General features: G+C 72.9%; 8 protein-coding genes. 5 read left to right on the top strand and 3 right to left on the bottom strand.

The annotated features are described in order from the left end of the window. Positions 1-322: 322 nt before the first annotated feature. Positions 323-1,120 carry an IclR family transcriptional regulator gene (locus ACFY2Z_RS08830; RefSeq protein WP_390743466.1) on the bottom strand — a complete coding sequence of 266 codons (798 nt, stop codon included), beginning with the start codon at positions 1,118-1,120 and terminating at the stop codon, positions 323-325. A gap of 223 nt (positions 1,121-1,343) precedes the next feature. On the opposite strand from ACFY2Z_RS08830, the gene fae reads away from it, so the two are divergent. The 5 genes from fae (at position 1,344) to ACFY2Z_RS08805 (ending at position 6,750) form a co-directional block, all read left to right on the top strand. Next, positions 1,344-1,907: a formaldehyde-activating enzyme gene (gene fae / locus ACFY2Z_RS08825; protein ID WP_390743465.1), complete on the top strand. Its 564-nt coding sequence runs from the start codon at positions 1,344-1,346 to the stop codon at positions 1,905-1,907. Continuing rightward, the gene (locus tag ACFY2Z_RS08820) at positions 1,904-3,016 is read left to right on the top strand and encodes a mandelate racemase/muconate lactonizing enzyme family protein (RefSeq protein ID WP_390743464.1); all 1,113 of its coding nucleotides are present in this window, start codon (positions 1,904-1,906) and stop codon (positions 3,014-3,016) included. Before fae ends, ACFY2Z_RS08820 begins: the two co-directional genes overlap by 4 nt. Further along, positions 3,013-4,533: an aldehyde dehydrogenase family protein gene (locus ACFY2Z_RS08815; RefSeq protein ID WP_390743463.1), complete on the top strand. Its 1,521-nt coding sequence runs from the start codon at positions 3,013-3,015 to the stop codon at positions 4,531-4,533. The genes ACFY2Z_RS08820 and ACFY2Z_RS08815 overlap by 4 nt, the downstream gene beginning before the upstream one ends. Before the next feature lie 62 nt (positions 4,534-4,595). Continuing rightward, positions 4,596-5,534 carry an NAD(P)-dependent oxidoreductase gene (locus ACFY2Z_RS08810; protein WP_390743462.1) on the top strand — a complete coding sequence of 313 codons (939 nt, stop codon included), beginning with the start codon at positions 4,596-4,598 and terminating at the stop codon, positions 5,532-5,534. 31 nt (positions 5,535-5,565) lie between these two features. Beyond that, positions 5,566-6,750: an iron-containing alcohol dehydrogenase family protein gene (locus tag ACFY2Z_RS08805; RefSeq protein WP_390743461.1), complete on the top strand. Its 1,185-nt coding sequence runs from the start codon at positions 5,566-5,568 to the stop codon at positions 6,748-6,750. A gap of 67 nt (positions 6,751-6,817) precedes the next feature. On the opposite strand, the gene ACFY2Z_RS08800 is transcribed toward ACFY2Z_RS08805, so the two are convergent. Both ACFY2Z_RS08800 and ACFY2Z_RS08795 read right to left on the bottom strand, forming a co-directional pair. Beyond that, positions 6,818-8,197 carry a M1 family metallopeptidase gene (locus ACFY2Z_RS08800; protein ID WP_390743460.1) on the bottom strand — a complete coding sequence of 460 codons (1,380 nt, stop codon included), beginning with the start codon at positions 8,195-8,197 and terminating at the stop codon, positions 6,818-6,820. A gap of 68 nt (positions 8,198-8,265) precedes the next feature. Continuing rightward, positions 8,266-12,150, bottom strand: a complete 3,885-nt coding sequence (locus ACFY2Z_RS08795; protein WP_390743459.1) for a Pls/PosA family non-ribosomal peptide synthetase — start codon at positions 12,148-12,150, stop codon at positions 8,266-8,268. Between the last annotated feature and the right edge of the window lie 128 nt (positions 12,151-12,278).

The raw sequence follows: 12,278 nt of genomic DNA, 5'->3' as shown, positions 1-12,278 counted from the left end.
GCCCACGGGCACCCGCGCCGGCTCAGGCAGGGGTGGGCGCTGCCGGGGCCGCTCAGGTCGGCCCGGTCCTGGCCGGTAGTGCGCGCCGTGGTTCCCGGCCCAGCAGCGCCGAGACGCGGGCCACGGGCGGTGCGGGCCCACGGGCACCCGCGCCGGCTCAGGCAGGGGTGGGCGCTGCCGGGGCCGCTCAGGTCGGCCCGGTCCTGGCCGGTAGTGCGCGCCGTGGTTCCCAGCCCAGCAGCGCCGAGACGCGGGCCGCGGGCGGTGCGGGCCCACGGGCACCCGCGCCGACTGAGGCAGGCGTGGGCGCTGCCGGGGCCGCTCAGGTCGGCCCGGTCCTGGCCGGTAGTGCGCGCCGTGGTTCCCAGCCCAGCAGCGCCGAGACGCGGGCCGCGGCGCGGGCCGTCGTGCGGCCGGCTTCGTCGAGGCGGCCGCCCAGCCGGATCTTGGGCGCGGAGATGTTGAGGGCCGCGACGACCCGGCCCCGGAAGTCGCGCACCGGGGCGGAGACCCCGACGAGACCCTCCTCGAACTCCTCGCTGACCCGCGCGTACCCCTGCTTCCTGGCCTCCTGGATGAGCCCCCACAACTCGGGCACCGGCATATCGCCGGTCGTGCCGAAGCGGACGTACAGCTCGTCCGGGGTGGCGTCGGCCAGCAGGACGCGGCCGGCGGACGTCTGCCAGGCGGGTACCCCGCGGCCCTCCCAGCCGTGGACGCGGAAGGAGTGACCGGAGACCGACAGCAGGGTGAGGACCTCCTGGTCACTCAGCACGCACAGATGGCTGGTCTCCTCCAGGTCCGCGGACAAGGCGTGCATCAGCGGCTCGGCCACCCGCACCAGTCGGCTCTCCGAGGTGCGGGCCACCAGGGAGAACAGGCGCCAGCCCAGGCGGTACTCCAGCGTGTCGGGGTCGCGCTCCACGATCCCCTCGGCGGCGAGGGCCTTCAGGGCGCGGGAGACCTGGGTCTTCTCGCGTCCCACCAGGCAGGCGAGACGTACGACGCCGAGGCCGCCGGCGGTCTGTGCCTCGTCGGAGGCGAGGGCCTCCAGCAGGTCGATGTCCCGGCGCAGGCCATGCCCCCGCGAGGCCGAGGAGGTGTCCGTCACGCGCGTCATCCTAGGCCCGCGAGACCAGGAGGGAGCCCCAGGTCAGCCCATGAGTTGTCAGGAGAGCAACCGGCGTTTCGATTCCCGTGACCGCCTTGCGAGGGGGTGACTGCCGACCTAGATTCGCCGCATCAGCACGGATGAACTGCACCGAATGCGAGGTTCATCCCCCACTCACGTCGCATCCGGGTTCCCCCAGGGAGCCCCCGCCACCAACGGTCCAGGAGTTCCGATGCCCTCCCCCTACGCCGCCACGGCGCTGATCGGCGAGTCCTTCGTCGGTGACGGCGCCGATGCGGCCCACACGAACGTGGTGATCGGCCGCAAGGGCGGCCCGGTCGAGACCGCGTGGGCCACCGCGCTGGCCACGCCGAGCGGCGGACATGTGCCGTTCATGACGGTCGTACGCCCATCGGTGCCGATCAGGCCGCTGACGCTGTTCGTGAACAAGGCCGCCGTCGGCAGCGATCTACACGAGCGCGCCACCTGGGGGAGCGCCCAGGCGGGCCTGGCCCAGGGCGTGCTGGACGCGGTGGCGCAGGACCTGATCCCGGCCGGGGAAGCCGACCACCTGCTGATCATCGCCGCGGTGTGGGTCAATCCGGCGGTCCATGACCTCGACGCCTGCTTCCGCAACCAGCGGGCCGCCGCGCACGGCGCGATCCGCGCGGCCGTGACGGGTACGCCCACGGTCTTCGACGCCCTGGCCGCCGCCGAGGAAGGTCCGGCGAACCCGTTCTACACGCCCTCCCCCGAGGTGCTCGCCGCATCGGCACCCGAGGCGGCCGCCCGATGAAGATCACCGACATCACCCTGGACCGGCTCCGGCTGGAACTGGATCCGCCCTTCCACGCCGCCTGGGACCCCGAGCCGCGCCGCCACTTCGACGCCACGATCGTCCGCGTGCACACCGACGAGGGAATCACCGGCCTGGGCTCCGGCGACCTCATGGACGGCTTCGGCACCTACAAGCATCTGTTCGTCGGCGAGGACCCGCTCGACATCACCCGGCATGTCAGGGCGATCGAGACCGCGAACTTCCACGGCGCCTCCTACTGGCCGCTGGAGGCAGCCCTGTGGGACGTCATCGGCAAGGTGCACGGCCGGCCGGTCTCCGAGCTGTTCGGCAACGCGGCGAAGAAGCTGCCCGCCTACGCCTCGTCCGGAGAGCTGAAGTCGCCGCGGGAGCGGGTCGCGACGGCCCTGAAGGTGCGCGAGGCGGGCTTCAGGGCCATGAAGATCCGCATCGACCGGGACCACGTCGACGAGGGCATCGCGGCGGTACGCGCCGTACGCCAGGAACTGGGCGACGGCTTCGAGATCATGGTCGACCTCAACCAGTCCTGGCGGATGGCGGGTGACACGGCGAACGCCTCCGACCTCGCCAAGACCCGCAAGGTCGTCGCCCGGCTCGCCGAGCTCGATGTGTTCTGGGTGGAGGAGCCGCTGCCGTACGCGGATCTGAACGGCTTCAAGCGGCTGCGGGCCGAGAACCCGGGCGTACGGATCGCGGCCGGCGAGATGCACCACTCCCCCACCGAGCTCCTGCGCTACCTCGAAGAGGACGCCCTCGACGTCTACCAGATGGACGTGGTGCTCGCGATCGGCATGCACCGCGCCCGTACCCTGGCCGAACTCGCGCAGCTGAAGCACCGCCAGTTCACCCCGCACAGCTGGACGAACGGCATCGGGGTGCTGGCCAATCTGCATGTCGCGGCAGGCGTCGGCGGCGGTCCCTTCTTCGAGTTCCCCTACGATCCGCCCGGCTGGACCCCCGAGCGCCGCGACTTCATGCTCGCCGAGCCCGTGCAGGTGGACGCCGACGGCTGCCTCGAAGTACCGGACAGGCCCGGTCTCGGCATCGAACTGGACGAGGACGCGATCGACCGCTGGAGGGTCGAGTGACCGACACCATCGAGGAACTGCTGACCCGCTCCCACGACGAGTGGCGGGCCGCGGCCGCCAAACTCACCTTCGAGACCCGCCCGTACATCGACGGCACCTTCACCGACGCCACCTCCGGTGAGAGCTTCCCGAGCGTGTCGCCCCGCGACGGTTCGGTCCTGTGCGAGGTGCAGGCCGGGTCCGCCGAGGACGTCGACCGGGCCGTCCGGTCGGCCCGTACGGCCTTCGAGGACGGACGCTGGCGCGACCTCGCGCCCAAGGAGCGCAAGCACGTCCTGCTGCGCTGGGCGGAGCTGATCCGCGCGAACGCCGAGGAGCTCGCCCTCCTCGACACTCTGGAGATGGGCAAGCCCATCACAGAGTCGCTGCGCGTGGACGTGGCCAAGGCCGCGGAGACCGTCGCCTGGTACGCCGAGGCCGTCGACAAGACATACGACGAGGTCGCACCGACCCCCGGTGACGCGCTCGCGCTGATCACCCGCGAGCCCCTCGGCGTGGTCGGCGTGGTCGTGCCCTGGAACTACGCGCTGCTGATCGCCAGTTGGAAACTGGGGCCCGCCATCGCCACGGGCAACAGCGTGGTGCTGAAGCCGGCCGAGCAGACCTCGCTCGCCGCCCTCCGGCTGGCCGCACTCGCCACCGAGGCGGGGCTGCCCGACGGTGTCCTCAATGTGGTCCCGGGACGGGGGGAGGTCGCCGGGCAGGCACTCGGCCGCCATCCGGACGTCGACAAGATCGCCTTCACCGGCTCGGCGGCGGTGGCCCGGCTCTTCCAGGTGTACGCGGGCGAGTCCAACGGCAAGCAGGTCGCCGTCGAGGCGGGCGGCAAGTCGCCGCAACTCGTTCTGGCCGACGCGGACATCGAGGCAGCCGCCGCGGCCGTGGCCTGGGGCATCTTCTACAACGCGGGGCAGACCTGCAACGCGGGATCCCGCGTCGTCGTGCACGCCGGTGTCAAGGACCGGCTGCTGGACGCCGTGCGCCGGATCACCGCCGAGACCTTCCGCGTCGGCGACCCCCTCGACCCGTCCACCGTCATGGGGCCGATCGTCGACGAGAACCAGCTCGCCAAGATCCTCGGCTATGTCGAGCGCGGCACCCAGGACGGCGCGACCGTACTGCTCGGCGGCGGCCGCACGCTGGCCGAGCTCGGTGGCAGCTATGTCGAACCCACCATTCTCGACGGAGTCGACAACACCTCCGTCGTAGGCCGGGAGGAGATCTTCGGGCCGGTCCTGGCGGTGGTGTCCTACGACGGAGACGTCGACGAGGGCGTACGGCTCGCCAACGAGAGCGACTACGGTCTCGTGGCCTCGGTGTGGACCCGGGACGTCACCGTGGCCCACCGCACCGCGAGGCGACTGCGGGCCGGCACGGTCTGGATCAACACCTTCGACGCCAGCGATGTCATCACGCCGTTCGGCGGCTTCAAGGCCACCGGCGCGGGCCGCGACAAGTCCCTGCACGCTCTGGACGCCTACACCGCGCTCAAGACCACCTGGATCAATCTCGCCTGATCCGCGACCCGTTCGGGTCGGACACCCCCTTCGTCTCATCTCCGACAGCATCGAGGACACTGATGAGGATCGGTTTCATCGGCCTGGGCAACATGGGACACCCCATGGCCCGCCATCTGGTCCAGGCGGGACACCTGGTCACCGTGCACGACACCCGGCCCGAGGCCGCCGCCGGCCATCTCGCACTCGGCGCCCGCTGGGCCGGCTCCCCCGCCGAGTGCGCACGCGACGCCGAGTTCCTGATCACCATGCTGCCCACCCCGCGCATCGTCGAGGATGTGCTGCTGCGCGGAGGGGCGGCCCAGGCCCTGCCTGCGGGCGCGCTGTGGATCGACATGTCCACCTCGACGCCGGCGGCGGCGGAGCGGGTCGCGGCCGAGGTCCTGGACGCCCGGGCCGTGCGCCGGCTCGACGCGCCGGTCAGCGGCATGGCCCGGGGCGCCGAGGCCGGCACCCTCCAGATCTTCGTGGGCGGCCGCGACGACGACTTCCGCCTCGCCCTGCCCGTCCTGGAGGCGATGGGCGACCCGCAGCGCATCCTGCACGTCGGGCCGCCCGGCGCGGGCTATACCGTCAAGCTGATGATCAATCTGCTCTGGTTCAGTCACCTGGTCGCCACCTCGGAGGTACTCGCCATGGGCGTGAAGGCCGGTGTCGACCTGGGGGTGCTGCGCGGCGCACTGTTGGCGAGCCCGGCCGCCTCGCACTTCCTGCAGAACGACATCATGTGCGTGCTCGCCGACGGCGACTACGACGACTCCTTCGCCATGGCCCTCGCCTGCAAGGACCTCGGGCTCGCCGTCGACCTCGGCCGCGAACTGGGCGTGTCCACCGAGCTGTCTGCCCTCGTCGAGCAGATCTACCGCCGCGCCAGGGCCCAGCACGGCGACCTCGCGGGCGAGATGAGCCCGGTCCGCCTCTATGAGGCCCTCGCGGGGCAGGATTTCCGCCTGCCCGCCCCAGCGGCAGTCGCGCCGGACACCACGGCAGTCACGGTCTGAACCGGTACGCAGCACTCAGGAGCCCCATCCCATGACCTCTCCCCAGCGCGACAGCCTCGCCACCGCGTCGCTGAGCATCGAACCCCTCTGCCGGGTCGAGTTCGGTCCCGGTCGCATCGCCCTGCTGCCCGAGCTGATCGCGACGACCGGCCACGCCCGCGCCTTCGTCGTCACGGACCGGGGGCTGCGCGCCGCCGGCGTCGTCGAACGCGTCCTCAAGACCCTCGACAGCGCAGGCATCGAGTACACCGTCCACGACGAGGTGGCGCCCAACCCGTCCACGCGCGATGTCGACGCGGGCGCCACGCGGGCCCGCGCCTTCGGCCCCGCCGCGGTCGTCGCGCTCGGCGGCGGCTCGGTCCTGGACGCGGCAAAGGGCGTCTCCCTGCTGGTCGGCAACCCGGACGCGGTGGCCGCCGACGCCGATCACCTGTGGGAGGCGGCGCAGGGACTGCCGGTCGTCGCCGTCCCCACCACCTCCGGTACGGGCGCGGAGACCAATGGCTTCGGCGTCATCGAGGACACCGAGACCTGCCGGAAGGTCTATATCGGTCACCCCTCGGTCAAGCCGCGCATCGCCCTGCTGGACCCGGAGCTGACGCTCGGCCTGCCCGCCCCGGCCACCGCCGCGACCGGCCTCGACGCGCTGGTCCACGGCATCGAGTCGCTTGCCTCGCGGGGCGCGAACCCGTTCTCCGTCGCATACGCCACCCAGGCCGTGGCCATGGTGAGCCGCGCCCTGCCCGTCGCGTACCGGGACGGCTCGGACCTCGACGCACGCGCCGAGCTGATGATGGGCGCCCACCTGGCGGGGCAGGCCCTGACCCTCTCCGGGCTCGGCCTCGTGCACGGCATCGGCCACGCGATCACCGCCCACACCGGCACCCCGCACGGAGTGGCCCTCGCCGCCGTTCTCGAGGAGGTCATGGAGTTCAGCGCACCCGCCGCGCAGGGCGCTTACGAGCGGGTGGCCCGGGCGATGCGCCTCGCACCGCCCGCCGACGGCGACTGGGCCGGGGCCGCCGTGGCGGCCGTACGGAAGATCTCCGGGGCGCTGGACATCAAGCGGCCGCTGCGCGAGCTGGGCGCCGACCGCGCACTGCTGCCGGCCATCGCAGCCGGCGCGGTGGCCGACGCCGTGACCAAGAACGCGCCGCGGCTGCCGGTCGAAGCCGAGGTGCTGGAGATCCTCACGCTGACGTACGAGCGCCGCTGACTCAGGGAGCCGGGCGCTCCTCGGGCCGGTGTCCGTTCATCCGGCCCGGCGGGCGCGGCCCCGTGGGTCACTTGGACCTCGCGTTGCTGGGCGGATAGGACGGCCGCATCGGCACCGCGGCCACCTGGGACGGCAGCGGCGGCAACGCCGCACCGTCCACCCAGGCGGTGAACAGATCGTCCAGGGGCCGGCCCGCGTAGCGCGCGGCGTGCTTGGTGAAGGCGGCGGTCGTCACGGTCGCGCCCCGGTGGACGGCAGCCCAGCCGCGCAGCATCCGGTGGAAGGCCTCGTCGCCCAGCGCGCAGCGCAGGGCGTGCAGCACGAGGCCGCCGCGCTCGTAGAGCCGGTCGTCGAACATCCGCTTGCGGCCCGGGTCGGACAGCCGCAGGTCCTGCGGCAGCGCGGACAGCTTCCGGTGTGCCGTCGCGGCCAGTTGGGCGGCCGCGGGGCCGCCCGACCGTTCCGACCAGAGCCATTCCGCGTACTTCGCGAAGCCCTCGTTGAGCCAGATGTGCCGCCAGTCCGCGACGGACACGCTGTTGCCGAACCACTGGTGCGCCAGCTCGTGCGCCACCAGCCGCTCCGAACCCCTGGCGCCGTCCACATGGTTGGAGCCGAAGAGCGACAACCCCTGTGCCTCCACGGGGACGTCGAGCTCCTCCTCCGTGACCACCACCGCGTACTCGCCGAACGGGTAGGGGCCGAACAGCTCCTGGAACAGCTCCATCATGGCGGGCTGACGCGCGAAGTCCCGGGAGAACTGCGGCAGCAGGCGCGCGGGAAGGTGCCCGTACTGCGGCACACCGCCCTCGCCCGGGTCGCCGAGCAGGACCGTGTGGTACCGGCCGATCGCCAGTCCCACCAGATAGCTGGAGGTCGGTACCGACTGCTCGTACACCCAGGTGGTCGTCGACGCCTTCGTCGTGCGGGTCAACAGGCGCCCGCCCGTCACCACCGAGTACGCCGAAGGCGTGGTCACCGAGATCTGGTACGACGCCTTGTCCGCCGGGCGGTCGTTGCACGGGTACCAGGACGGCGCCCCGACGGGCTGGCTCGCCACCAGTGCCCCGTCCTCCAGTTCCTCGAACCCGATCCCGCCCCAGGGGCTGCTGACCGGCTTCGGATTGCCCGACCAGTGGACCTCGACGGTGAACGCGGCACCGGCGCGGATCGGCTTCGACGGGCGGATGCGCAGCCGGCCGCCGCGGTGTGTGTAGTGCGCCGCCCGGTCGTCGACCTTGATCCGGCCGATCCGGAAGTCGGCCAGGTTGAGCTGGAACTCGGTGAGCGGGGCGCCGCCCGCTATGGCGCCCAGCCGGGCCGTCCCGGCGAGCCGGTTGGGGCCGGGACGGTAGTCCAGCGTGAGCTCGTAGCGGTTGACCCGGTAGCGGGGATCGCCGTTGTCGGGGAAGTACGGGTCCGCTTCCACATTCTGCTGAGGGCTCACTGCCGAGTCTGCTCCCTGCGCTGTGCTCGTACGTCGTGCCGGTGCCCCGTCCTCGGTCCCGGGCCGAGTCACGTCGCTCGCTTCCGGGGACGCCATGCCTCGATCGGGTTGCCCAGCCAGCGGGTGTCGTCGGGCACCGACTCCGCCGCCATCACGAGCGAGGCGGGACCCAGCGTGGTGCGGGCCCCGACCGTGCTGCCGGGCAGGACGATTCCGCCTGGGCCAAGTGTCGCGCCCGCACGGAGGATCACAGTATCGGTCCGCAAGATCCGGTCGTGGAAGAGGTGGGTCTGCAGCACACAGCCGCGGTTGACCGTGGCGCCGTCCTCCAGCGTCACCAGATCCGTCTCCGGCAGCCAGTAGCTCTCCACCCAGACACCCCGGCCGATCCGGGCGCCGAGTGCGCGCAGCCACAGCGTCATCAGCGGTGTGCCCGGCACCGCCCCGGCCAGCCAGGGCACGGCCACGACCTCGACGAAGGTGTCCGCCAGTTCGTTGCGCCAGACGAAGGAGCTCCACAGCGGGTGCTCGCCGCTGCGGTGCCGGCCCACGAGCAGCCACTTCGCCACGACGGACAGGGCGGCGCCCGCCAGTCCGGCGGCGAGCAGCACCAGCCCGCTCAGCAGCCAGGCCCAGACCCCGAGCGCGCTGAGCGCCGCCACCGTCAGCACGGCGAGCCCCGCCGAGCAGAACACGGGCACGATCCGGCACAGCTCCACCAGCCCGCGCGCCACAAGCAGCCGGGCCGGCGGCTCATAGGTGCGGCTCTGGTCGCTGTCGGAGGCGGTGCGCGGCAGCTTCACCGGCGGCAGCCCCAGGTAGGAGCTGCCCTTCTTCGCCTTCTTCGGGGTCGCGGAGAGCACGCCGACCAGACCGCCGTCCGGCACGCTGCGGCCCGGCGCGGTCATCCCGGAGTTCCCGAGGAACGCCCGCCGTCCGATCTCCGCGCGGCCGATCCGCATCCAGCCGCCGCCCAGTTCGTACGGCGCGGTCAGCGTGTCGTCGGCCAGGAACGCGCCGTCGCCGACCGTGGTCAGACTCGGCAGCGCCAGGACGGTCGACACCTCTGCGCCCCGGCCGATCCGCATCCCGAGCAGACGCAGCCATACCGGGGTGACCAGCCCGGCGTACAGCGGGAACAGGGTCTCGCGCGAGCGGTCCATCAGCTGGGTGACCGTCCAGGCCTGCCAGCCGGTGCGGCTGTGGGCCGGGTAGGTGCCCTCACGCAGCCCGAGACTCATCAGCCGTACGGCGACCAGGAGCAGCAGTGCGTACGTCAGCCCGTACGCGAGCGTGGCGGGAACGAGCGCCAGGGCGGCCCCTCGCAGGGCGGCGCCGAGTCCGGCCGCCGGATCGACGAAGAGGTGCGCCACCAGCAGCGCGGCCACGCCCGCCGGGACCGGCAGGGCGGTGAGCGCGAGCCCGTTGACGCCGTACATCGTCCGCCACCAGGTACCGCGCCCCGGTCGCTCCTTGGGCCAGTTGCGCTTGGCCTTGCCCAGCTTGACGGCGGGCGCGCCCGCCCAGCGCTGGCCGGTCGGGATCTGTCCGACGACGGCCGAACCGGGGGCCACCTCGGCACGCTTGCCGACTCGCGCGCCCGGGAAGAGCATGCTGCGCGTGCCGACCACGGCGTGCGCGCCCACCTTGACCGGGCCGACCTCCAGCCGGTCGCCGTCCAGCCAGTAGCCCGCCAGGTCCACCTCGGACTCGACGGCCGCGCCCCGGCCGAGCTTGAGCATGCCGGTCACCGGCGGCAGCGAGTGCAGATCCACGTCCGGGCCGATCTTGGCGCCCAGTGCCCGGGCGTACCGCTGGAGCCAGGAGCCCGTCAGCGAGGTCGCCCCGCTGTACTCGGCGAGCCGTTCCGCGGTCCACAGCCGTAGATGCACGCCGCCCCCGCGCGCGTAGCGGCCGGGTGTGACCCCGCGCAGCAGCAGCCGGGCGCCGCCCGCCGCGATCGCGAGCCGCCCCGGCGGGCTGTGGAACAGCAGCGCGCCGACGGCCACGGCCCACCAGGAGGTGACCGGCGCCCACGGGTACGGACCGAACCAGTGCAGTACGTTGCCGAGCGCGGCCAGCGCCACGGTCCAGCGCAGCCCGAGCACCGTGAAGAGGGGCACGAGCAGGAGGAGCTGGAGTGCTCCCGCGCGCTTGGGCACGGGTGCGACCACGCGCTCCGCGCCGTCGTCCTGGGCCGACTCGTCCAGATGGCGGGCCAGCTTGCGCAGCGTCGGCTGCTGGTAGATGTCGAGGACGGCCGCGCTGGGGTAGCGGGTGCGCAGCCGGGTGGTGAGCTGGGCGGCGGCCAGGCTGCTGCCGCCGATCGCGAAGAAGTCGTCGGAGGCGTCGGCCACGGGGATGCCGAGGACCTCGGTCCACTGCTCGGCGAGCCAGGCCTCGGTGCCGTAGAGCTGCGCGGCGGGGCCTTCCAGGCCCTCCAGCGGCCAGGGCAGCGCATTGCGGTCGACCTTGCCGGACGTGCGGGTCGGCAGGTCGTCGACCGGCGCGAGCAGCGGGACCAGGGCGGCGGGCAGTTCGGCGCGCAGCCGCTCGACGGCCGCCGCGTGGTCCCAGTCCTCCTGGGTGACGACATAGCCGACGAGAAGCTGGTTGCCGCTGCGGGCGGTGCGCACCGCGGCGGCCGCACCGGCCACCCCGGGCAGCGCCTGGAGTGCGGCGTCCACCTCGCCCAGTTCGATCCGCCGCCCGCCGAGCTTGATCTGTTCGTCGGCGCGCCCGAGGAAGATCAGCCCTTCGGGCTCGGCCCGGACGAGGTCCCCGCTGCGGTAGGCGCGCTCCCAGCCGAGGGACGGCAGGGGCGCGTACTTCTCCGCGTCCTTCTCGGGGTCGAGATACCGGGCGAGTCCGACCCCGCCGATGACCAACTGGCCGCTCTCGCCCATCGCGACCGGCTGCCCGGCGTCGTCCACGACGACCAGCTCCCAGCCGTTCAGGGGCAGCCCGATCCGGATGGGCTCCTCGCCGGTGAGCAGTGCGGCGCAGGCCACCACGGTCGCCTCGGTCGGCCCGTAGGTGTTCCATACCTCGCGTCCCTCGGTGACCAGCCGCTGCACCAGCTCGGGCGGGCAGGCCTCGCCGCCGAAGATCAGCAGGCGGACGTCGTTGAGGGTCTCGGGCTCCCAGAGCGCGGCCAGGGTCGGCACGGTGGAGACGACGGTGATCTCCTGCTCGACCAGCCAGGGGCCGAGATCGGCGCCGCTTCTGACCTGCGAGCGCGGTACGGGCACCAGGCAGGCCCCGTACCGCCAGGCCAGCCACATCTCCTCGCAGGAGGCGTCGAAGGCCACGGAGAGGCCGGCCATGACCCGGTCGCCGGGCCCGATCGGCTCCTCCTGGAGGAAGAGCGCCGCCTCCGCGTCCACGAACGCGGCGGCGCTGCGGTGGCTGACGGCGACGCCCTTGGGTTTGCCGGTGGAGCCGGAGGTGAAGATGATCCAGGCGTCGGGCTCGACGTCGGGACGGGCGGCGGGGACGTCGGACGGCTCGTCGACGGTGATCCGGTGCCCGGCGCCGATGACCGCGCGCACCTGAGCCTCGCCGAACACCAGCTCGGCCCGCTCGTCCGGGTCCTCGGCGTCCACCGGGACATAGGCGGCTCCCGCCGCGAGTACGGCCAGGATCGCCACGTACAGGTCGTTGGTGCCGGACGGGACGCGTACGCCGACGCGGTCGCCGCGGCCCACTCCGGCGCCGGCGAGGCGGCGCCGGAGGGTTTCGACCTCGGCGGCCAGGGCCCGGTAGGTCAGGCTGCGGCGGCCGTCGTCGAGGGCGGGCTCGTCGGGGTGCGCCCGTACCGTGGCGTCGAAGACGTCCACGAGGGTGCGCGGTGATGCGGCGGGGGCGGCGAGGAAGCGCGCGCGGTCGCCGAACTCGGCGCGCAGCTCCGCGTCGGACAGCGCGAGTGCGGGGCCTTGCTGGAGGGCTGCCATCGGGTCCTCACGTGTCGTTCCCGGATCGCTCCGGGCGCTGGGGGGCCGCAGGGATGCCTGGGGATCTTCCGGTCCAGCTCCAAACAAGCGGACAATCTTAGTACGAGGGTGGACACGGACGGCCCCGT

This window comes from Streptomyces sp. NPDC001222 (assembly GCF_042896945.1).
Lineage (GTDB): Bacteria > Actinomycetota > Actinomycetes > Streptomycetales > Streptomycetaceae > Streptomyces > Streptomyces gibsoniae.
The sequence above is the reverse complement of the archived record's forward strand: the minus strand, read 5'-3'. Positions and strand labels throughout refer to the sequence as shown.

Excerpts from the sequence above, each read along its gene's own strand:
- ACFY2Z_RS08830 (WP_390743466.1), bottom strand. The coding sequence starts at position 1,120 with ATGACGCGCGTGACGGACACCTCCTCGGCCTCGCGGGGGCATGGCCTG.
- fae (WP_390743465.1), top strand. The coding sequence starts at position 1,344 with ATGCCCTCCCCCTACGCCGCCACGGCGCTGATCGGCGAGTCCTTCGTC.
- ACFY2Z_RS08820 (WP_390743464.1), top strand. The coding sequence starts at position 1,904 with ATGAAGATCACCGACATCACCCTGGACCGGCTCCGGCTGGAACTGGAT.
- ACFY2Z_RS08810 (WP_390743462.1), top strand. The coding sequence starts at position 4,596 with ATGAGGATCGGTTTCATCGGCCTGGGCAACATGGGACACCCCATGGCC.
- ACFY2Z_RS08805 (WP_390743461.1), top strand. The coding sequence starts at position 5,566 with ATGACCTCTCCCCAGCGCGACAGCCTCGCCACCGCGTCGCTGAGCATC.
- ACFY2Z_RS08795 (WP_390743459.1), bottom strand. The coding sequence starts at position 12,150 with ATGGCAGCCCTCCAGCAAGGCCCCGCACTCGCGCTGTCCGACGCGGAG.